This window comes from Chachezhania antarctica, from assembly GCF_003646465.1.
Lineage (GTDB): Bacteria > Pseudomonadota > Alphaproteobacteria > Rhodobacterales > Rhodobacteraceae > Chachezhania > Chachezhania antarctica.
This window is the reverse complement of the sequence record NZ_QZEX01000005.1, coordinates 204,219-224,186: the sequence shown is the minus strand read 5'-3', so window position 1 is coordinate 224,186 and position 19,968 is coordinate 204,219. Positions and strand designations below refer to the sequence as shown.

Annotated in this window: 18 protein-coding genes and 1 tRNA gene; 12 read left to right on the top strand and 7 right to left on the bottom strand. The window is 64.9% G+C overall.

From position 1 onward, the window contains the following. The first annotated feature begins 2 nt into the window (after nt 1-2). Nucleotides 3-1,301, top strand: coding sequence for a TRAP transporter large permease (locus D4754_RS11980; protein WP_240453858.1), 1,299 nt, complete (start codon nt 3-5; stop codon nt 1,299-1,301). A 2-nt stretch (nt 1,302-1,303) separates the two neighbouring features. On the opposite strand, the gene D4754_RS11975 is transcribed toward D4754_RS11980, so the two are convergent. After that, the gene (locus D4754_RS11975; RefSeq protein WP_121063806.1) at nt 1,304-1,633 is read right to left on the bottom strand and encodes an L-rhamnose mutarotase; all 330 of its coding nucleotides are present in this window, start codon (nt 1,631-1,633) and stop codon (nt 1,304-1,306) included. Continuing rightward, nucleotides 1,630-2,463 carry an amidohydrolase family protein gene (locus D4754_RS11970; RefSeq protein WP_121063804.1) on the bottom strand — a complete coding sequence of 278 codons (834 nt, stop codon included), beginning with the start codon at nt 2,461-2,463 and terminating at the stop codon, nt 1,630-1,632. Before D4754_RS11970 ends, D4754_RS11975 begins: the two co-directional genes overlap by 4 nt. A 65-nt stretch (nt 2,464-2,528) precedes the next feature. On the opposite strand from D4754_RS11970, the gene D4754_RS11965 reads away from it, so the two are divergent. After that, nucleotides 2,529-3,626, top strand: a complete 1,098-nt coding sequence (locus D4754_RS11965; protein WP_205589622.1) for a mannitol dehydrogenase family protein — start codon at nt 2,529-2,531, stop codon at nt 3,624-3,626. Continuing rightward, nucleotides 3,623-4,591, top strand: a complete 969-nt coding sequence (locus D4754_RS11960; protein WP_121063802.1) for an aldo/keto reductase — start codon at nt 3,623-3,625, stop codon at nt 4,589-4,591. Before D4754_RS11965 ends, D4754_RS11960 begins: the two co-directional genes overlap by 4 nt. 3 nt (nt 4,592-4,594) lie before the next feature. Here D4754_RS11960 and D4754_RS11955 read toward each other — a convergent pair whose 3' ends face one another. Beyond that, nucleotides 4,595-5,497: a GntR family transcriptional regulator gene (locus D4754_RS11955; protein ID WP_121063800.1), complete on the bottom strand. Its 903-nt coding sequence runs from the start codon at nt 5,495-5,497 to the stop codon at nt 4,595-4,597. A gap of 211 nt (nt 5,498-5,708) precedes the next feature. Here D4754_RS11955 and D4754_RS11950 point away from each other — a divergent pair, with 211 nt between their 5' ends. From D4754_RS11950 to D4754_RS24225, 8 genes are all read left to right on the top strand, one after another. After that, nucleotides 5,709-6,668, top strand: coding sequence for an ABC transporter permease (locus D4754_RS11950; RefSeq protein ID WP_240453857.1), 960 nt, complete (start codon nt 5,709-5,711; stop codon nt 6,666-6,668). Nucleotides 6,669-6,752: 84 nt separating this feature from the next. After that, nucleotides 6,753-7,691 (top strand): ABC transporter substrate-binding protein, encoded by a 939-nt coding sequence (locus tag D4754_RS11945; RefSeq protein WP_121063798.1) that lies wholly within the window; start codon nt 6,753-6,755, stop codon nt 7,689-7,691. Nucleotides 7,692-7,751: 60 nt separating this feature from the next. Next, complete coding sequence (locus D4754_RS11940; RefSeq protein ID WP_121063796.1) at nt 7,752-8,528, top strand: ATP-binding cassette domain-containing protein; 777 nt, start codon at nt 7,752-7,754, stop codon at nt 8,526-8,528. Then, entirely contained in the window at nt 8,525-9,535 is a 1,011-nt protein-coding gene (locus D4754_RS11935; RefSeq protein WP_121063794.1) for a zinc-binding alcohol dehydrogenase family protein, read from the top strand. Before D4754_RS11940 ends, D4754_RS11935 begins: the two co-directional genes overlap by 4 nt. 11 nt (nt 9,536-9,546) lie before the next feature. Next, entirely contained in the window at nt 9,547-11,064 is a 1,518-nt protein-coding gene (locus D4754_RS11930) for a UxaA family hydrolase (RefSeq protein WP_121063792.1), read from the top strand. A 24-nt stretch (nt 11,065-11,088) separates the two neighbouring features. Next, on the top strand, nt 11,089-11,814 hold the full coding sequence (locus D4754_RS11925) for an SDR family oxidoreductase (RefSeq protein WP_121063790.1): 726 nt from the start codon (nt 11,089-11,091) through the stop codon (nt 11,812-11,814). Between the two features lie 20 nt (nt 11,815-11,834). Beyond that, nucleotides 11,835-12,677 carry a fumarylacetoacetate hydrolase family protein gene (locus D4754_RS11920; RefSeq protein ID WP_121063788.1) on the top strand — a complete coding sequence of 281 codons (843 nt, stop codon included), beginning with the start codon at nt 11,835-11,837 and terminating at the stop codon, nt 12,675-12,677. Nucleotides 12,678-12,904: 227 nt separating this feature from the next. Then, nucleotides 12,905-13,657 (top strand): hypothetical protein, encoded by a 753-nt coding sequence (locus tag D4754_RS24225; RefSeq protein WP_205589621.1) that lies wholly within the window; start codon nt 12,905-12,907, stop codon nt 13,655-13,657. A gap of 199 nt (nt 13,658-13,856) precedes the next feature. Here the strand turns inward: D4754_RS24225 and D4754_RS11910 are convergent. Together D4754_RS11910 and D4754_RS11905 are read right to left on the bottom strand one after the other, a co-directional pair. Further along, nucleotides 13,857-13,931, bottom strand: a tRNA-Asn gene (locus tag D4754_RS11910). 92 nt (nt 13,932-14,023) lie between these two features. Continuing rightward, nucleotides 14,024-14,950 carry an MBL fold metallo-hydrolase gene (locus D4754_RS11905; RefSeq protein WP_121064091.1) on the bottom strand — a complete coding sequence of 309 codons (927 nt, stop codon included), beginning with the start codon at nt 14,948-14,950 and terminating at the stop codon, nt 14,024-14,026. Between the two features lie 52 nt (nt 14,951-15,002). On the opposite strand from D4754_RS11905, the gene D4754_RS11900 reads away from it, so the two are divergent. Then, nucleotides 15,003-16,331 carry an ATP-binding protein gene (locus tag D4754_RS11900; RefSeq protein ID WP_121063786.1) on the top strand — a complete coding sequence of 443 codons (1,329 nt, stop codon included), beginning with the start codon at nt 15,003-15,005 and terminating at the stop codon, nt 16,329-16,331. Between the two features lie 108 nt (nt 16,332-16,439). Here D4754_RS11900 and D4754_RS11895 read toward each other — a convergent pair whose 3' ends face one another. Together D4754_RS11895 and D4754_RS11890 are read right to left on the bottom strand one after the other, a co-directional pair. After that, nucleotides 16,440-17,981 carry a phospholipase D family protein gene (locus D4754_RS11895; RefSeq protein WP_121064089.1) on the bottom strand — a complete coding sequence of 514 codons (1,542 nt, stop codon included), beginning with the start codon at nt 17,979-17,981 and terminating at the stop codon, nt 16,440-16,442. Nucleotides 17,982-18,189: 208 nt separating this feature from the next. Continuing rightward, nucleotides 18,190-19,737 (bottom strand): sialate O-acetylesterase, encoded by a 1,548-nt coding sequence (locus D4754_RS11890; protein ID WP_163025892.1) that lies wholly within the window; start codon nt 19,735-19,737, stop codon nt 18,190-18,192. Nucleotides 19,738-19,968 lie beyond the last annotated feature (231 nt).

The window sequence follows — 19,968 nt, the reverse complement described above, 5'->3', positions numbered from 1 at the left end:
CCATGGAGATGCTCGCCTCGTGGCCGGTCGGGATGGCCGTGTTCTTCGCGTTGCTCCTGGTCGGGCTGCCGATCTCGATCGCGCTGACGGCGATCGGCCTTCTGGGCACCGTGTCGATCATCGGCTGGACGCCGGCGCTGTCGCTCCTGTCCACGACCTTCTTCGAACAGGGGCGCAATTATTCACTGTCGGTGCTGCCGCTGTTCCTGATGATGGGGAACTTCGTGGTGCAATCGGGCATCGCACGCGACCTGTACGATGCGGCGCACGCGTGGTTGCGGCACCGCAAGGGCGGGCTGGCCATGGCCACGGTGATCGCCTGCGGCGGGTTTTCCTCTGTTTGCGGATCGTCGATGGCCACCGCCGCGACGATGTCGAAGATCGCGCTGCCGTCGATGCGGCGCTTCGGCTATCCCGACGATCTGAGCACGGCATCCATCGCCGCGGGGGGGACGCTGGGCATCCTGATCCCGCCATCGGTGATCCTAGTCTTCTACGGGATCATGACGCAGCAGGACATCGGCAAGCTGTTCCTGGCGGGCATTCTCCCGGGCCTCCTTGGCGTGATCGGTTACGCGCTGGCGGTGTCGATCACGGTGAAGTTCCGCGGCTTCGATCTGCGGACGGAAGACAAGCTGCCGCTGGGCACGCGGCTGCGGGCGCTGAAGGGAACGGCGGGGGCCATGGTGCTCTTCACCTTCGTGATGGGCGGCATCTACCTGGGCGTCTTCACCCCCACCGAAAGTGCCGGCATGGGGGCCGCGGGCGCGCTGCTGCTGACGGTGCTGTCGCGCAAGTTCACGTGGCGGGCGACCTTTGCCACGCTGTTCGATTCCGCCAAGACGACGGCGATGATGTTCTTCATCCTCTTCGGCGCGCTGACCTTCACCAACTACGTGAACCTGTCGGGCATGACTGCCGACATGCAGGCGTTCCTGACGATCTTCGGCGACGGTCCGGTTCCCGTGATCCTGACCATCCTTTGCATCTACCTTGTGCTGGGCTGCGTGCTGGAAGGGCTGTCGATGATCATGCTGACGGTGCCGATCTTCTACCCCGTGGTGGCGTCCCTGGGCTTCGATCTTATCTGGTTCGGCATCTTCGTCGTGGTCATCACGGAAATCAGCTACATCACGCCGCCCGTGGGCATGAACGCCTTCGTCCTGCGCTCGGTCAACCGCGATGTCGAGCTGTGGACGATCTTCCGCGGCCTTGGCGCCTTCGTGGCGATGGACGTGGTGCGGATCATCCTGCTGATCGCGTTTCCCGGGATCGTCCTGTTCCTGCCGTCGCAAATGTAGCGTCAGTCGAGGTGGAAGACCTCCTCGGTTGATGCCCACCATTCGCCATTCGCGCGGGTCTCCAGCGGGCGCTGCATCGGGTTGCAGATGGCCCACCAGTCCTGCGTGACCGGGTCGGCGGCGATGGCAGCCGAATCCGCTTCGAAATCGTCGCCGGTGTATTCCATGTAGCTGAACATCAGCATCTCGGGCTCTCTCAGGAAGATCGAGTAATTGGTGATGTTCGACCGCCCCAAACGGTCCAGCACCTCGGGCCAGACATCGGCGTGCACGCGCTTGTATTCGGCCATGTGTTCGGGTCTCAGGCCGATGACCTGTGCGATGCGTTTCATCTGTCTGCTCCTTCCAGGGCATAGACGCGGGTGGCCGTGGCGCCGAACAGCGCGGCCCGTTCGTCGGGGCTGAGCGATGCGGCCAAGGCCTGCGCGGTCGACACCCAGGTTTCGTAATCGCCCGCCAGCTCCAGCACCGGCCAGTCGCTGCCCCACATCAGCCGGTCGGGGCCGAAGCACTCCCACACGTGATCGAAGACCGGAGCCAGCGTGTCGGCGGACCAGCCGGGCCCGAATTCGTTGGCCAGCCCCGACAGCTTGCACGAGATCTGCGGATGCTGCGCCAGCGCTGCCATGCCGGCGCGCCAGTCGTCGCCGGGATCGGTGCCGTCGAAGACGGGCTTGGCGCAATGGTCCACGATGATCGGAAGGTCGGGCAGGCGACGGGCGAGCTCGTCGATGACGGGCAGATGCCGGGGCGTGATCAGGGCGTCCATGCGCAATCCGTGAGAGGCGAGGGCGGTCAGCCCCTGCAAGACATCATCGCGCAGGATCCAGCGGGTTTCGGCAATGTCCTGCAACATGGGGCGCGCGCCGCGGAGCAGGGGGTGCGAGAGTTCCGACAGCTGGGCAGGCACGTCGCCCGTCAGATCCACCCAGCCGACCACGGCCTGCATCAGCGGCGTCCGCTCGGCCAGATCCAGCAGGAACCGGGTTTCGGCGAGCGTGGGCGCGGCCTGCACCGCGACCGTGCCCGTGACACCGCAGGCGCGGGCCAGCGGTTCCAGATCCGGCGGCAGGATGTCCCGGCGGATCCGGGCGACGCTGTCGTCCATCCAGCCATAATCCCCGCGGTCGATCCGCCAGAAATGCTGATGCGCGTCGATCATCGGGAATTTTCCTTGCAAGCCGTATTGTTCTAAATAATAACAAACGAAATTCAGGGGGTCCGTCAATGCACATTCCAACTGTTCTGCAGTTCGGCACCAGCCGCTTCCTGCAGGCCCATGCGGACCTGTTCCTGTCGGAGGCATTTCCCGGGGAACGCCCCGTCACGGTGGTGCAGACCAGCGGCGATCCTTCCCGCGCCTCCCGCGCCGCGGCGATGGCGCAAGGGTACGACGTGCGGATCCGCGGGTTGCAGGACGGCGCGCCGCTGGACGAAACGCGCCATGTCACCTCTGTCGCGCGGGGGCTGACGTTGGGCCCGGATCTGGCCGAGGTCACGCAGCTGATCGCCGGACCGGTGGACATGATCCTGTCAAACACCGCCGATGCCGGGTTCCGCCAGCGGCCCGAGGACGCGGCGCCACGTTTCGATCCGGCGATGTCCTACCCCGCCAAGCTGGCGCATCTGCTCCGGCACCGGTTCGATGCGGGCGGGGCGCCGATACAGGTCATGCCCACGGAACTGGTGCGCAACAACGGCGCCGTTCTGCGTGATCTGGTGCTGACCGTGGCGCAGCGCATGGACAGGCCCTACCGCGACTGGCTGGCGGGGGAGGTCACCTGGGTCAATTCGCTGGTCGACAGGATTGTCTCTGAACCGCTGGAACCGGCGGGCGGGGTGGCCGAACCCTATGCGCTTTGGGCGATCGAGGCGCAGCCGGGGCTGGTCGTGCCTTGCGATCATCCTGATATCGACGTGGTGCAGGATCTGGGGCGGGTCGAACGCCGCAAGCTCTTCGTGCTGAACCTTGGCCATACGTGGATCATTTCGGCGTGGCTGGCGCAGGGACGGACGGGCGCTGTCTACGTGCGCGACGTGATGGAGAACGCCGACTGGGCGGCGCAGTTGCAGGAACTGTACGAGACCGAGGTGTTGCCCGGTTTCGCCGCCGCCGGAGAGATCGGCGGGCTGGCTGACTACATTGCCACGACGCTGGAACGCTTCGCCAACCCGTTCCTCGATCACCGGCTGGAAGACATCGCGCAGAACCATGACGAAAAGCTGCAAAGGCGCATCGCCGCCTTCATCCAATGGGCGCGCGGCAACGGGGACACGGGCACGAAGCCAAGGCTGACGGCCGCGCTGGAGGGGAAAACCACATGAAAACGAAGACAATCGGCCGGACGGGGCTTGAGGTGACCGAGGCGTCGTTCGGATGCGCGAGCATCGGGAACCTCTACCGCGAGGCCACGGATGCAGACAGCCGCACCGTGCTGGACTGCGCGTGGGACGCCGGCATCCGGTACTTCGACACCGCCCCGCATTACGGGCGCGGCCTGTCGGAACAGCGGCTGGGCGCGTTCCTTGCGGATCATCCGGAGGCGGTGGTTTCCTCCAAGGTGGGCCGCATCCTGTCGCCCGCGAAGGCCCCGATTGCCGAGGCCGACGGCTACGTGCACCCGGCGCAGAACGACGTGCGCTATGACTATTCGGGCGATGGCATTCTGGAGAGCTTCGAGCAGAGCTGCGGACGGCTGGGCCGGTCGCGGATCGAGATCCTGTATGTCCACGATATTGGCGCCTATACCCATGGCATCGACGCCAACCGCCCGCATATGGAGGCGTTTCTTGGTTCGGGCTACGAGGCGCTGGTGCGGCTGCGCGAGGCCGGACGGATCCGGGCCTTCGGGTTGGGCGTGAACGAATGCGAGGTCTGCCTCGACGTGATGCGCGAGGCCGGGCCGCTCGACGTGATCCTGCTGGCCGGGCGCCTCACGCTGCTGGACCGTCAGGCCGAGGCAGAGCTCGTGCCTGCGTGCCGTGAAGCCGGGACAAGCCTTGTGCTGGGCGGCATCTTCAATTCCGGCATCCTTGCGACCGGGCCGGTGGAGGGCGCGACCTTCGACTACGAACCCGCAACGCCGGAGGTTCTGTCCCGTGTCGGCGAACTGCAGGCGCAGGCGGAAAGCCACGGCATCCCGCTCGCCACCGCGGCGCTGCATTACGCGATCCGTCATCCGGCCGCGGCGTCGGTGCTTCTGGGTACGGCCAAACCGTCGTCGCTGATGCGCAACCTGGATGCTCTGGCGCACCCCTTGCCGGACGGGGCGGAGGCGATGTTCGGCTGAAGCTCAGCCCAGGTCGTGCAGGCGAAGCGATGACAACAGCGTCGTCTTCGACGTGCGCAGGTGCCGTTGCGTGGCGGCCCGCGCGGCATCCGCATCGCGGGCCTCCAACGCGTCGATGATCGCCAGGTGTTCGTCTATCGCGGCCTCGTTGCGGATCTTCTCCTCGGTCTTGTCCCACATGTAGTGGTAGTGGAAGATGAGCGAGATCACCTTCTGGAACTCGGCAATGAACCGGTTCCGCACGACCGAGTTGATGGTCTGGTGGAACCGTTCGTCCAGCTTCGAAAACTCGTGAAAGTCGGTCTCGATCGCGGCCTTCAGCGCAAGGTGATCCTGACGGAGCCGGGACAGCCCCTGCCACACCGGGTGATCGACCGGGGCTTCCGCCACCTGGCTGACGGCATTGGCTTCCAGCAGGGACCGGAAATCCGACAGCTCGATGGCGTAATCCTTGGTGAAGCCCAGCAGCATCCATCCCCCTTGCGGGCGGCGGCTGACAAGGCCGAAGCGGCTGAGCCCGGCGAGGAATTCCTTCAGGTCGTGCTGGGGCACCTCGAAGGTGCGCGAAAGTTCGGCCACCGAAAGCGGGGTGTTGGCGGGCACGTCGAAGCGCAGGATCCAGTCTAGGAACCTTTGTTCAAGGTCGCTCTTGCCCGGGCCGGCATCGGGCAGGGCGATGCGGTCCTCGTCCTGCGGTTTGCGCAGCAGGCGCTTGTCGCGCCCTTCCCACGATATCAGGCCAAGGTCCTGAAGCCGCGACAGGCAGCGGCGGATGATGGTGCGGCTGACGCCCGCGATCTCGGCCAGGCGGGTTTCCGACGGGATCGTGGCCTCGACGGGCAGAGTGTCGCAGAAGGACAGGATGCGGTTGTAGGCTTCCCGGTACCTCGTGTCGCTGCGTGCCATGAAGCTGCCCCTTGCCGGCGCCGTCAGGCGACCTGTTCTTGTATTTGTGCGAAATTATAAAAAACAATTGACAGGAATCAAGTCCTCACAGATTTATGTATTAAATAATTAAATGCAGCATGCGAAAGGGGGGCGTATGTCACAAGCAGTCAAGTCCGCATCCGGTGGCACGTCGTCGCCGTTGGCGAGCCTGATGCCGGACGCATCGAAGATGCACCGCTTGTCCGCGCTGTTGACGCTGGTCCTGCTGATCATCGGCTTCTCGCTGGCCAGCCAGTCGTTCTTTTCGGTGAACAACGGGCTGACCGTTCTTCTGCAAACTTCGGTCATCGGCCTTCTGGGCATCGGACTGACGATGGTCATCATCACCGGCGGTATCGACCTGTCTGTCGGCTCGGTCCTGGCGCTGTCGGGCGTCGCCTCGGCCATGGTCATCAAGGCGGGGCTGCCCGTGATCCCGGGGATGACCTTCGGGGTCATCGTCGGCGCGGCCTGCGGCGCGATCAACGGGCTGGTGGTGACACGGCTGCGCATCCCGCCCTTCGTGGCCACGTTGGGCATGATGCTGATGGCGCGCGGGCTGGCGCTGCAGCTGACCGGCGCCGCCCCGATTTCCCGGCTGGGGGACGCGTTCGGCGTGCTGGGCAACGGCGCGCTGTTCCGTGTCGTCGAAATGCAGCCCAACGGCTTCCCGAAAGTCATCTTCCCCGGCATTCCCTATCCGGCGATCCTGCTGCTGCTGGTCGCCATCGCCGTGGCCTACATGCTGCGCCGCCGCCAGATCGGCCGCCACATCTACGCCACAGGCTCGAACGAGGAAGCCGCCCGCCTGTCCGGTGTCCGCGTCGACCATACCAAGCTTTATGCCTACGTGATGTCGGGCGCGCTGGCGGGGCTGGCGGGCAACGTGCTGATGTCGCGTCTTGTGACGGCCCAGCCCAGCGAAGGCGTGATGTACGAGCTCGACGCCATCGCCGCGGCGGTGATCGGCGGCGCATCGCTGTCGGGCGGGGTCGGCACCGTGTCGGGCACGCTGATCGGCGCCTTCATCATCGGCATCCTGCGAAATGGTCTGAACATGGCCGGTGTGTCGGCCTTCATCCAGCAGATCGTGATCGGCGCCGTCGTGATCGGTGCCGTGTGGATCGACCAGATCCGCGCACGGCAATGACGTCCCCGCCCGCCCGGCGCAGGAGGTGCAGCCGGGCAGGTGGGAAGAAAACCTGAACCATAATCTCTACTGAGGAGGAATGAGATGCGGACCTTGAAACTTGGAATGCTGGCTTCGGCCTTGGCCCTGACGGCCGGGCTTGCCCAGGCCGGTGAAATCGCGGTGATCGTGAAAGCCACAAGCTCCAACTTCTGGCAGAACGTGAACAAGGGCGCGACAGCGGCCATCGAAGGCGATTCAGATTACACGATGAGCTTTGACGGCCCCGCGACCGAAAGCGCCGTGGCAGATCAGGTGAACCTTGTCGAGAACGCGATCAACCGCGGCGTCGATGGCATCGTGCTGGCCCCGTCCGATCCGGAGGCACTGGCCCCTGCCGTCAAGCGCGCGTTCGAAAGCGGCATCCCCGTCGTGATCATCGACAGCGCCCTGGGCGAAGGCGCCAAGGGCACCTACCAGGCGTTCCTGTCGACCGACAACTGCGCCGCGGGCGAAGCCGTCGCCAAGCGCATGATCGACGAAGCTGGCACCGAAGGCAAAGTGGCGATCATGTCCTATGTCGCTGGTGTGGGCTCGGAAATCGGGCGGGTCGGGTGCTTTTCCGACTACCTGACCGAGAACTCGAAGCTGGAAATCGTCGGGCCCTACTACAGCCAAAGCCAGATGGCGCAGGCGCTGAACCAGACCACCGATATTCTGGCGTCGAACCCGGATCTGGTGGGCATCTTCGGGGCGAATGAACCCACCGCCGTGGGCATGGGCCGGGCGATCCAGCAGGCAGGCAAGGCCGGCCAGATCGTGGCACTTGGCTTTGACGGCAACGAGGATCTGCAGCAGTTCGTGCGGGACGGTCTTCTGGAGGCGACCGCCGTGCAGGGCTCCTTCGCGATGGGAGAGCTGGGCGTGGAGACGGTCATCGACATCCTGTCGGGCGAGAAGGTGGATTCCTTCATCAACACCGGTGTCGTGCTTGTCGATCAGGACAATATCGACACCGACAAGGCCCAGAACGTCCTTTACTGATCCTTGCGGGGGCGTTTCCGGACGCCCCCGTTTCCATTCCAGAAGCCGGAAGAGAACCCCATGTCGAACACACCTCTGGTCCAGATGATCGGGATCGAAAAGCACTTCGGCGGGGTGCGGGCGGTCGATCATGTCTCGCTCGATCTCTATCCTGGCGAAGTGGTGGGCGTGCTGGGCCACAACGGGGCCGGCAAGTCCTGCCTGATGCGGATCCTGGCGGGCGCGATGCTGCCCAACGAAGGCGAAATCCGCGTGGGCGGCAAAACCGTCACCTTCGCTGACCCGAACGATGCCCGCGAGGCGGGGATCGAGACGATCTACCAGACGCTGGCGCTGGCCGATCACCTCGACGCGCCGTCGAACCTGTTTCTGGGGCGCGAGCTGAAGACGCGCTTCGGCAATCTGGATGATGCCCGCATGCTGGAGGAATCCCGCAAGGTGCTGGCCCGCCTGAACCCGAATTTCAAGAACCTGTCGGACCCTGTCTCGTCGCTTTCAGGCGGCCAGCGGCAGGTGATCGCCATCGCACGTGCGATCTATTTCGACACCCGCGTCCTGATCATGGACGAACCCACCGCGGCCCTTGGCCCGTCGGAAACGGCGATGGTGTCCGACCTGATCCGCCAGTTGCGGTCGGAAGGCATCGGCATCCTGCTGGTCAGCCACGACATGCACGACGTGTTCGACCTGTGCGACCGCGTCGTGGTGATGAACAAGGGCCGTCTGGTCGGCGCGCATGGCATCGACGAGGTCACGAAGGACGACGTGCTGAGCCTGATCGTGAAGGGCGAACTGCCCGCCGACTGGTCCGCCCGCAACCTGGAGGCAGCACAATGAAGGACACCGGCCCCGAGGTCATGACCTGCGGCGTCTGCTTTGAACCCGGAACGTTCGTGCTGGAACAGCGCGACAAGCCTCAGGAGGCACCCGAAGGCTACCGGCTGGTCGATATCGCGGCCATCGGCATCTGCGGCACCGATTACCATATCTTCGAAGGCAAGCACCCGTTCCTGAACTACCCGCGTGTAATCGGGCACGAACTGTCGGGCCATCTGGCCGACGGCCCCGATGCGGGCGAACTGGTGGTGGTGAACCCGTACATCTCCTGCGGGACGTGCCGTGCCTGTCTGCGGGGCAAGCCCAATTGCTGCAGCAACATCGCCGTGCTGGGGGTGCATACCGATGGCGGCATGTGCGCCCGGATCGCGGTGCCCGAAGGCAACCTGTACCCGGCCACGGGTCTTACGGCGCAGCAGGCCGCGATGGTCGAATTCCTCGCTATCGGCGCGCATGCCGTGGCGCGGTCCGGGTGCGGGGCAGGGGACCGGGTGATGGTCACCGGTGCCGGGCCCATCGGCCTTGGTACGGCGCTCTTTGCCCGGATCGCGGGCGCCGAAGTGCACCTGATGGATCTCAGCACCCAGCGGCTGGAGGCGGCGGGCTACATCGTCGACCTTGCCGCCATTCACCGGCCGGGCGATGACATCCTGCAGGGCGAACTTGCCGACGGCTTCGATCTGGCCTTCGACGCGACGGGCAATGCCAAGGCGATCGAGGCGGGCTTCCCGCTGGTGGCGCATGGCGGCTCGACGGTGCTGGTCAGCGTGGTCAAGGAAAGCATCACCTTCGCCGATTCCGAATTCCACAAGCGGGAATCGCGGATCATCGGCAGCCGCAACGCCCTGAAATCCGATTTTGACAAGGTGATGGAGGCGATCCGCGCGGGCCAGGTGCCCACCGATGCCATCGCGTCGGAGGTCCTGCCGCTGGCCGATCTGCCCGACCGCTTCGCCGCCCTGGTCGAAGACCGCGCGCACCTGATCAAGGTGCTGGTAACCCCGTGAAAGCAACCGCCATGACCGACCAACCCTACGCGCTGCGTCTTCACGATGCGGACAACGTCCTTGTCGCCCTGCGCAACGTGCCCGCGGGCACGGTGCTGCCCGGCGACGTCACGGCGCCGGACGCGATCCCGGCCGGTCACAAGATCGCCCTGCGCGACATCGCGGCGGGCGAGAACATCCTGAAATACGGTCAGATCATCGGGGCGGCGACGACGGATATCGCCACCGGCGCCCATGTCCACGTGCAGAACCTTGGAATGGGCGACCACAAGCAGGACCATAGTTTCGGGTCTGCCGCGAAGGCGTTGCCTGAGCCGGAGGGCACAGCCGAGTTCATGGGCTTCCACCGCCCGTCAGGCCGCGTGGGAACCCGCAACTACCTCGGCATCCTGACATCCGTGAACTGCGCAGGCTCCGTCGCGCAGTTCATCGCGGAAGCCGCCCGGCGCGACGGCCTTCTGGACGCCTATCCCAACATCGACGGGATCGTGCCCATCGTCCACGGCTCGGGCTGCGGGATGTCGGGCAAGGGCGAAGGCTATGACACCCTGTTCCGCACGCTCGCGGGCTATGGGCACAGCGCGAATTTCGGCGCCATCCTGATGATCGGCCTCGGCTGCGAAGTGATGCAGATCCCGGACCTGATCGACCGCAAGGCCCTGAAGGACAGCGCCCGGTTCCGCTATATGACCATCCAGCAGCAGGGCGGCACACGGGCCACCATCGACAAGGGCCTGTCTATCCTGCGCGAACTGGCCATCGAGGCGAACAAGGCCGAACGCGCGCCGGCCCCGGCCGCGCACCTTGTGCTGGGCATGCAATGCGGCGGGTCGGACGGCTATTCCGGCATCACCGCGAACCCCGCGCTTGGCGTGGCCTCCGACCTGCTGGTGGCCCATGGCGGCACCTCGATCCTGTCGGAAACGTCCGAGATCTACGGCGCCGAACACCTGCTGACCCGCCGTGCCGTCGATGAACCCACGGGGCGCAAGCTCGTCGACCTGATTGACTGGTGGGAAGATTACACCGCCCGCAATTTCGGCGAGATGGACAACAACCCGTCCCCCGGCAACAAGCGGGGCGGCCTGACGACGATCCTCGAGAAATCCCTCGGCGCTGTGGCCAAGGGCGGCAGCGCGCCCATGGCCGGGGTCTACAAGTACGGCGAACCGATCGACCGTCCCGGCTTCGTCTTCATGGACAGCCCCGGCTACGATCCCTGTTCGGTGACGGGGCAGACGGCGTCGGGCGCGAACCTGATCGCGTTCACCACCGGGCGTGGCAGCGTTTCCGGCTACCAGCCGGTGCCGTCGATCAAGCTGGCGTCGAACCCCGAGCTGTGGCGGCGGATGGAGCCCGACATGGACGTCAACTGCGGCGACATCCTTGACGGCGTGAGCCTCGAGGAGAAGGGGCGGGAGATCTTCGAACTGATGCTGAAGGTCGCCTCCGGCACCCAGACGAAAAGCGAAGCACAGGGGTTCGGCGCGGTGGAATTCGTGCCCTGGCAGATTGGCGCGGTGATGTGATGCCGCCGCGGAAGGAGTAAACCGATGTCTCTCGATCTCACCGGCCAGAAGGTTCTGGTCACGGCCGCGGCGCAAGGCATCGGCCGCGCCAGCGCCGAGGCCTTCCTGCGCGCCGGCGCCACCGTTCTGGCGACCGACATCAACATGGATGGGCTGGACACGCTGCAAGGCTGCGAGACCGCCCGGCTGGACGTTCTGGACGCCGCATCGGTGGCCCAAGTCTGCAAGGCCGCGGGCCAGATCGACGTGCTGTTCAACTGCGCGGGCGTCGTGCATGGCGGATCGGTGCTGGACTGCTCCGATGACGAACTCGACTTCGGCTATGACCTGAACGTCAAGGCGATGGTCCGCATGGTGCGGGCGGTTCTGCCCGGCATGCTGGACCGGAAATCGGGCGCCATCATCAACATGTCGTCGGTCGCGTCGTCGGTCAAAGGGGTGCCGAACCGCTTTGTCTATTCGACGACGAAGGCCGCCGTGATCGGCATGACGAAATCCATCGCCGCCGATTACGTGGGCCAGGGCATCCGCTGCAACGCGATCTGCCCCGGCACGGTGCAATCGCCCTCGCTCGACGAACGTCTTGCGGCCACGGGCGATTACGACGCCGCGCGCGCCGATTTCGTGGCCCGCCAACCGCTGGGCCGCATCGCCGACGCGGACGAGATCGCGGATCTTGCCGTCTACCTTGCCGCGGCGACCTATACCACCGGTCAGGCCTACTGCATCGACGGCGGCTGGACCATCTGACCCTTCAGGAGAAACCACCCATGAAACTCCTTCGCTATGGCGAACCCGGGGCCGAGAAGCCCGGCCTTCTGCACGCAGACGGCACGATCCGCGACCTGTCGGGCCTGATCGACGACCTGTCGGGCGCCAACCTCGCCCCCGAAAAGCTGGCCGAGCTGGCCAGTGCCGACGCCGATGCGCTGCCCGTGGTCGATGGATCGCCCCGCCTCGGGCCGGTCGTGTCCGGCACGGGCAAGTTCGTCTGCATCGGCCTGAACTTCGCCGACCACGCCGCCGAAAGCGGCATGGAGGTCCCGCCCGAACCGGTCATCTTCATGAAGGCGACATCGGCCATCTGCGGGCCCGACGACCCGATCATCATCCCCCGCGGATCCGACAAGACCGACTGGGAGGTCGAGCTTGCGGTGATCATCGGCAAGAAGGCCAAGTACGTCTCGGAAGCGGAAGCGATGGACCATGTCGCGGGCTATGCCGTCACCAACGACGTGTCCGAACGCGCCTTCCAGATCGAACGGTCCGGCCAGTGGACCAAGGGCAAGAGCTGCGACAACTTCGGCCAGCTGGGCCCGTGGCTGGTGACCTGCGACGAGATCCCCGATCCCCAGAACCTTGGCATGTGGCTGACGGTCAACGGCGAGAAGATGCAGGACGGCTCGACCACCACGATGGTCTACGGCGTGGCCTTCCTTGTGCACTACCTCAGCCAGTTCATGACCCTGCACCCGGGCGACGTGATCTCGACCGGCACCCCTCCGGGCGTGGGCCTCGGCCTGAAGCCCCCGCGCTACCTGAAGGCGGGCGACGTGGTCGAGCTGGGCATCGAGGGGCTGGGACAGCAGCGTCAGGATGTGATTGCGGATTGAGGTTGGAGGGGGGCGAGGGAGATACCGCTGGCTTTTTGACAACGCTGAATACTCTTCCTTGCATGAACTGTAAGGGAGAGTTTTGTGTCTCCTCAAGCTTTGAGGTATGGTCACAGCGAATATCGAGGAACATGTTCGTTTGGCCGTCAGCCAAACGACACGGAATTTTTCTTCGACGCATGAGACGCTAACGAGCCATAACCTTGATCTGCTAGGAGCATATGGCAATGCCATCCCAACGCGATGCGATGCGGCGTTTTTGGCAAGAGCACCGAAATCAGGGCGCCGAAGCTGTGATCAACGCGTATGCGAAGGCAGAAATGTCTGGTGAGGTTGAGCGACGCAACAATTCGAGCAAGCGTGATCCGTATGAATACGCTCGAGCACTGTTAAACGATGGATTGAAAAAAGGCTGGTTGTCGAGTGCCCCGCCGGCCGCAGCCATCGAACAGACTCTCGATGACGCAGCGCGAAAAGATGATCATAATAAAGCGGAATCGGAACATCTGAAATCTGAAACGGTATCTCGGTTGCTCCTCCTGCACAGCGCCGTTTTAGAGGAATTGCGCGCAAGAGGCGTTGTGCGGTCCGCAAACAATCCTACCGGAGACCTGGCCGAGTATTTGTTCTGCTTGGCGTTTGGCTGGGACCAGCAAGGCAACTCTGCCAGAGCTTTCGATGCTATCGACGGTGAAGGTTGTCGAGTCCAGATCAAAGGGCGACGTATCCATCGTCGCAACCAATCTCGGCAACTGTCGGCCATTCGGGACCTCGATGGTTTCGATATTCTAGCTGCTGTATTGTTCGATGACGATTTCAGGGTGATACGGGCTGCATTGGTACCTGCTGATGTCGTTCGTGCCCACTCCAGCTATGTCGAACACAGCAACAGTTACAGGTTTTTGCTTCGTGATCAGATCTGGGAACTGTCAGGCGTAAAAGATGTGACCGGAACACTTCAATCCGTGCAAGCGGAGTAAACTCAACAGCCACATTGATTAAACGCATTTCGGCGTAATCCATCAACAAGCGTTTCCAAGAATTTGCCGTCGGCGCGGATCCAACCAGAAAGGTCCGCAGAGGCTAAGATGTCGGGCCACACCAAAAACATCGCAAGAGGCATTCAATAATCCAAAAAGAAAAAAGCCCTCTAAGGCGTTGGCCTTAAAGGGCTTATCTTGGCTCCGGCGGTAGGGATCGAACCTACGACCAATTGATTAACAGTCAACTGCTCTACCGCTGAGCTACGCCGGAACGTGGCGCGTCCTATAGCAACGGGTCCGGGGGGCGTCCAGTGGGTAGGGGAAGATTCTTTGAAGAATTTTGCCGGCTCCCACGGCATCCGTTCAGGGGCTGCCCGCAACCGCTTCGAAGCGGGCCGTCGATGACAGGTCGCCGTCCGGGCGGGCCAGGTTTCTTGTTGTCAGGTCAATGAGATGGGCGAAGACGTTGCGCTCGGCTGCGGGCAACAGGGCGGGGGCCACGTCGGTGTAGACGCGGCGGGTCAGCTCGGCCACGGTGGCGGGGCCGCCGGACAGCGCCGCGCGGATCGATGCTTCGCGGCCAAGGCGGTGATCGACCAGCCACGACAGGCGCGCGGCGGGGTCCTCGATGGGGGCGCCGTGGCCGGGGTAGAAGATCCGCCAGTCGCGGGCCTGCAGCTTTGCGCAGGACGCCATGAAGGCGGTCAGGTCGCCATCGGGGGGCGAGACGATCGAGGTCGACCAGCCCATGACGTGATCGGCGGTGAAACACGCATCCCCCCAGGCCAGCGCGATGTGGTTGCCAAGATGGCCGGGAGTGTGGATGACCTCCACCTCCCATTCCGCCGACTGGATCACGTCGCCTTCGGTCAAGGTCGCGTCCGGCTCGAACCCCTCGTCCACGCCTTCCCCGCCACCGGCAAGGCCGGAGGTGGCCAGCGCCTCCATCACTTCGCTCCGGCCCGCATGGGGGCCTCCGAAGGCCAGGATCGGCGCGCCGCAATGGGCGGCCAGCGGACGGGCAAGGGGGGAGTGGTCGGAATGGGAGTGCGTGACGATGATGTGGCTGATCTTTGCCCCCGGTCCGATGGCGTTCAGGATCGCCTTCAGGTGGGCGGGATCATTGGGGCCCGGGTCGATCACGGCCACGCTGCGGCTGCCCAGAAGATAAGTGTTCGTGCCGCGATAAGTGAAAGGTGACGGGTTCGGGGCCAGAATCCGCCGGATACCGGTCTCCAGAACCTCGGACTCGCCCGGAACCGGGTTGAAGTCGTCGGGCGGCTGGCTCATGTCTTTCTCCATCGGCAGGGTCCGGGGGCGATTTCAGGGGCAGGCTTAGCGCATGACGAGGAAAAGGCTCAAACACTATCTGCCGCGGAGCCTGATGGGCCGGGCCGCGATGATCCTCTTCGTGCCGATCATCACGTTGCAGATCATCATCTCGATCCACTTCATCCAGAACCACCTGGAGGACGTCACCCGGCAGATGAGCGACAATACCGGCCAGGCCCTGCGCGAGATCGAGTACATCGCAAGCTTCGCGCCGGGGCAGCACGCGGCCCTTGAACAGCTGGAGCCGGTGATGGCCGCGCTTGGCATGGAGGCCGCCTTCCTCGACACCGATACGGTGCCGGATGACGACGCGATGACATGGTGGGATTTCTCGGCGCACATCATCTCGAACGCGTTGCAACGCGACGTGCCGGGGCTGCGCCACCTGTCCTTCCTTGAACCGCGCACCGTCATCGCCGTTCTCGCCACCACCAACGGCCCGCTGGAGCTGCGCTTCAACCGGCGCCTGGTCGCTGTGGTCGCCCCCCACCAGCTGATCGTCACGACGCTGTTCTTCGGCGCGCTGATGGCGGCCATCGCCTATGCCTACCTGCGCAACCAGATGCGGCCAATCAAGCAACTGTCCCAGGCGGCCGAGGCCTTCGGGCGCGGGCAGTCGGTGATTTACCATCCCAGCGGCGCGACCGAGGTGCGGGCCGCGGGCGCCGCCTTCCTGGCCATGCGCGCCCGGATCGAACGGCACATCGAACAGCGCACGCTGATCCTGTCGGGCGTCAGCCACGATCTGCGCACGCCGCTGACCCGTCTGAAGCTGGGGCTGGCGATGCTCGACGAGGACGACGCCGGCCCGCTGGTGTCGGACGTGGAGGAAATGGAGCGGCTGATCGACGAATTCCTCGCCTTCTCGCGGGGGGCGGCGGGGACAGAGGCCGAGAAGGTCGACGCCCACGCGCTTCTGGCCCGTATCGCGGGGGATGCCTGCCGCGCCGGGCTGCCGGTGACATTGCGGGACGGGCAGGCCAGTACGTCCGAACGCGAGACGATGCTGCGCCCGGCGGCGATCCGGCGCGCGGTGGAAAACCTGATGGGCAACGCGGTGCGCTATGGCGCGCGAGCCGAGCTGTCGATCGAGGAGAGCGACCGCAACGTCACCTTCCGCGTGGAAGACGACGGCCCCGGCATCCCCCCCGAACAGCGCAGCCGTGCGCTGATGCCGTTTTCCCGCCTCGATCCATCGCGCAACCAGAACAGCGGCGGCGGCGTGGGCCTTGGCCTTGCCATCGCCGCCGACATTGCCCGCGTTCACGGCGGCCGACTGCAACTGGGCGACAGCGAACGGCTAGGTGGGCTGAAGGCGGAAATCGTTGTGCCACGGTGACTTTTGGGGATTTTGGGCCAACTGCGTCATGGGTGAGCTGCTGCCGGCATGCAGACCCTTCCGGGCGAGGTCGATCAGGCAGGGGCCGGGAGGATCGCAAGCGTCTGGCTACAGCATCCATTCGACGGGCAACCAGCCCACGATACGGGCCAGTACCCTCTGGATCGCCGTGGTGTTGGGATCGGCATCATAGGTCCGTGTCGTGCCGTCGGCGGATGTCTCGATCCAGATCAGCGTCCCGTCTTCGCCCGCCTCGACACGGTAGGCGAATGTCGGCATGTCCAGCTGCGCGGACAGAGAGGCAGCCATGGCGGGGCTGTCGACGAGAACCCCCATTTCCGTGTTGAGCCGGGCCGACCGGGGATCCAGGTTGTAGGAACCGATGAACACGCGGGTCCCGTCGAACCCGAAGACCTTGGCATGGAGCCCGGACGCCGAGCCGGCGAGGATCTCGGGCAGGCTGCGGTCGATGCGCTCCTCCCGCATGGCCCTGAGTTCCAGCAGCTCAACACCGCTGGCCACGAGGCCCGGCCGGTACTTCATGTAGCCCGCGTGCACCGGCATCACGTCGGTGGCGTCGAGGGAATTGGTCAGGACGCGCACGCGTACACCGTCCCGCGCAAGGTTTTCCAGCACCTCCGCCCCGCGGGACCCGGGGATGAAATAGGCCGAGACGAGATCGAGCGAGCTCCGGGTCGCTCCGGCCAGCGCGATCAGTTTCTCGACGACGAGCCGGTCGTCCGGCACATCGCCGAACCCCTTCAGCGGGTCATCGACGTAGAGTTCGGCTTTGCCCCATTCGAAGTTCAAGTCCCGCGCGTCGATCTGTCGGGCAAGAAGGCTGTCCCGGATCGCAGCCTGGTAGCCGGCGCCGGTGGCGGATGCGCGCGCCCGGGCGGCGAGGTCGGCGATGGCCGGGGCACCGGCCGGGTCAAGCAGCGTGCCGGCCGCCCAGACGGCATCGCTGTTCCAGTAGGTGTCGAAACTCCCGGCCACGTCGTCCACGATCGGCCCGACGCCGATCGCGTCCACGTCGAAATAATGCGTGCCCTCTCCATAGGCGAAGTAGATGTCGCCGATGTTCCGGCCCCCGACGATGGTGGCGACGCCATCGACGGTCATCGACTTGTTGTGCATCCGGTGGTTCAGCCGGCCGAAGGAAAAGGCATAGGACAGGAGCTTGGGGTTTCTCAGCGTGAACGGGTTGAAGATGCGCACCTCGGCCGTGGGCATCGCGTCGAGTTCGGCCAGGAGCGGATCGAGCCCGGGGATCCCGTTGTCATCCACCAGAAGCCGCACCCGCACGCCACGATCCGCCGCGTCCCGCAACGCGTCGAGCAGCATCAGCCCCGTCGTGTCGTCCTGCCAGATGTAGTACTGGGCATCGATCGATGACACGGCCTCCCGCGCCAGGATCGCCCGCGCCGCGAAGGCGGCCCTGCCATCGGCCAGCGGTCGGATGCCGCTTTCGCCCGGATGGCGTTCCGTTGCCGGCAGGATCGCCTGTGCCAACGGTCCGTCCCGGTCCGGCGCCAGGCGCTCGCTGGACTGCGCGAAATTTTGGTCCGGCAACGGGAACAGCAGCGTCATGCCCATGACGAACACCGCCAATACGGCCACTGTCACTGCGAGGATCTTGAGAACTTTCATCCGGATCTCTTCACCGGTCTTCACGCCGGGCGGGTGTCCCGGGCCGCATCCGGGCCTTTGCCTGCGATTTGAACACACAAGGCGCACCGCTCCAAGTCATTCCCGCGGCGCACACACCGCCTGACATCCGGTTCTGGAAGGCGGATCGCCACACCGGCCCGCACCGGCCCTAACGGCCCGGAAGGCAGCGACACCTTCCGTGCCCGACCTAGAGAAAAAGAAAATCGCCCACGCGCAGCGACTGGGCATCGACATCGTCCAGAACCACCTGGGCACCTTCGCCGAAGCCGATCACCGTATCGTCGCCCTGCTGCGAAATGGAAAGATCGCGCCGTGCCGTCAGGTCGATGAAGACCAGCGAATCCTTGCCGGGTTTGAAATCGGTCACCCTGTCGTGTCCGGCGTCGCGTTCGAACACGAAGTGATCGGCGCCGCTGCCCCCGGTGTAGATGTCGTCGCCATGCCGGTCCGCCAGCCTGTCGTCACCGCCTTTGCCGGTCAGGCGGTCGTCGCCCCAGGCGCCGTCCAGACGGTTGTCGCCGCGGTTCCCCTTGATCAGGTTGTCGCGCGCATTGCCGAACCCGTTCAGGTCATTGCGGCCTGCAAGGCGCAGATCCTCGATCTCCTGGCTGTGATCGCGCAGGGTGAAAGACACGCGGGCGCGGACGGTATCGTGGCCCTGGTCGCGGGATTCGAAGACCACATCGCGGCGGTCCGTGATGACGTAGAGATCGTCGCCGGGGCCGCCCAGAAGGTGATCCGCGCCCGCTTCGCCGAACAGGCGGTCGTTGCCTTCGCCGCCGCGCAGAACGTCGTTTCCCTGACCGCCCTTCAGCCGGTTGGCGCCGGTATTGCCGATGATCGAGTTGTCCAGCGCGTTGCCGAACCCGTTCAGATCGTCCGTGCCTGCGAGCATCAGCGATTCGACCCTGTGACCGTCCGTGCGCAGCGAGAACGACACCGAGGCGATGACGGTGTCGTCGCCCTCTCCCCGACGCTCGTTGATCGAATCGCCCCGGCGATCGACGTAGTAGGTGTCGTCCCCCTTGCCACCGGCCATTTTCGCCGCGGCCCCGTCGGGGCCGAAGATGTCGTCCCCGCGGGTCGCGGGACCGTGCGGAAGCTTGATCCTCTCCTGGTGGGCATCGATCATCCGGTCCAGCCCGGCCTCGGCCAAAATCTTCAGCATCCTGCCTGAATAGTGCAGCTTGTCGTGGAACATCTTCGACGCCGGAAAACCCGCGTCGCGGACCACCTCGTCAGGCGACAGGAGCGAGAGACGGGGATCCTCCGCGGCGAGCTCGGCCTGCGCTTCCATCACCGCGTCCCAGTTTTTCCGCCCGTTGCGGCCCTGGGCATCGGCCGACAGGCCCACCAGTGTTACCGGCAGCCCCTCGGCACCGGGCACTTCGGCGCGCAGCTTGTCGAACATCAGCGAAAGCAGGGCCTTGTAGGGCGCCGCGTTCAGGCCACCGATCGTATCGGCTTCGCCCTGGACCCACAGCATGCCCCGAAGGCCGGCTTTTGGTAGGGTCGCCATGACATCCGCAGCCTTGTCGACCAGCCGCTGCGGAAGCTCGTTCGCCGTTGCCCAGTCGGGGCGTTTCAGGGGGCGCAACAAACCGGTGGCGCCGACCGCAACCGTGACCAGGCGATACCCGCCCGAACCATAGGTCTCCGTCAGCTCTGCCTCAAGCCGGGATCTAAGGCCAACGGCGTTGCTTTGACCTGCGAGAATATAGACCAGAGTCCTCATGCCGACCGTGCCCATACCGTTGCTGTCGTGCGCGAGGAGCGGTTAACGATGTATTACCCACCCGTCTTCGCGAGTTAACCCCGTGATGCTGCCATCCGAAACCCGTGCTGGCAATGTCCGGACCGCGACTTTTCCGGGGCCTTAGCCCAGGCCCCGGCCAGATGAAAGCGCCGTGCGCGTTCCGCTTAGCGAACTGCGGTAAAACGGGGCAGGTGGTCGCTACTCCTGATC

Bases quoted from the DNA above. Each gene is read 5' to 3' on its own strand.
- D4754_RS11970 (WP_121063804.1), bottom strand. From the start codon at position 2,463: ATGATCGACGCGCATCAGCATTTCTGGCGGATCGACCGCGGGGATTAT.
- D4754_RS11930 (WP_121063792.1), top strand. From the start codon at position 9,547: ATGACCGACCAACCCTACGCGCTGCGTCTTCACGATGCGGACAACGTC.
- D4754_RS11950 (WP_240453857.1), top strand. From the start codon at position 5,709: ATGCACCGCTTGTCCGCGCTGTTGACGCTGGTCCTGCTGATCATCGGC.
- D4754_RS11980 (WP_240453858.1), top strand. From the start codon at position 3: ATGGAGATGCTCGCCTCGTGGCCGGTCGGGATGGCCGTGTTCTTCGCG.
- D4754_RS11975 (WP_121063806.1), bottom strand. From the start codon at position 1,633: ATGAAACGCATCGCACAGGTCATCGGCCTGAGACCCGAACACATGGCC.
- D4754_RS11925 (WP_121063790.1), top strand. From the start codon at position 11,089: ATGTCTCTCGATCTCACCGGCCAGAAGGTTCTGGTCACGGCCGCGGCG.
- D4754_RS11895 (WP_121064089.1), bottom strand. From the start codon at position 17,981: ATGAAAGTTCTCAAGATCCTCGCAGTGACAGTGGCCGTATTGGCGGTG.
- D4754_RS11905 (WP_121064091.1), bottom strand. From the start codon at position 14,950: ATGAGCCAGCCGCCCGACGACTTCAACCCGGTTCCGGGCGAGTCCGAG.
- D4754_RS11955 (WP_121063800.1), bottom strand. From the start codon at position 5,497: ATGGCACGCAGCGACACGAGGTACCGGGAAGCCTACAACCGCATCCTG.
- D4754_RS24225 (WP_205589621.1), top strand. From the start codon at position 12,905: ATGCCATCCCAACGCGATGCGATGCGGCGTTTTTGGCAAGAGCACCGA.
- D4754_RS11960 (WP_121063802.1), top strand. From the start codon at position 3,623: ATGAAAACGAAGACAATCGGCCGGACGGGGCTTGAGGTGACCGAGGCG.
- D4754_RS11965 (WP_205589622.1), top strand. From the start codon at position 2,529: ATGCACATTCCAACTGTTCTGCAGTTCGGCACCAGCCGCTTCCTGCAG.
- D4754_RS11945 (WP_121063798.1), top strand. From the start codon at position 6,753: ATGCGGACCTTGAAACTTGGAATGCTGGCTTCGGCCTTGGCCCTGACG.
- D4754_RS11920 (WP_121063788.1), top strand. From the start codon at position 11,835: ATGAAACTCCTTCGCTATGGCGAACCCGGGGCCGAGAAGCCCGGCCTT.
- D4754_RS11900 (WP_121063786.1), top strand. From the start codon at position 15,003: ATGACGAGGAAAAGGCTCAAACACTATCTGCCGCGGAGCCTGATGGGC.
- D4754_RS11940 (WP_121063796.1), top strand. From the start codon at position 7,752: ATGTCGAACACACCTCTGGTCCAGATGATCGGGATCGAAAAGCACTTC.
- D4754_RS11935 (WP_121063794.1), top strand. From the start codon at position 8,525: ATGAAGGACACCGGCCCCGAGGTCATGACCTGCGGCGTCTGCTTTGAA.
- D4754_RS11890 (WP_163025892.1), bottom strand. From the start codon at position 19,737: ATGAGGACTCTGGTCTATATTCTCGCAGGTCAAAGCAACGCCGTTGGC.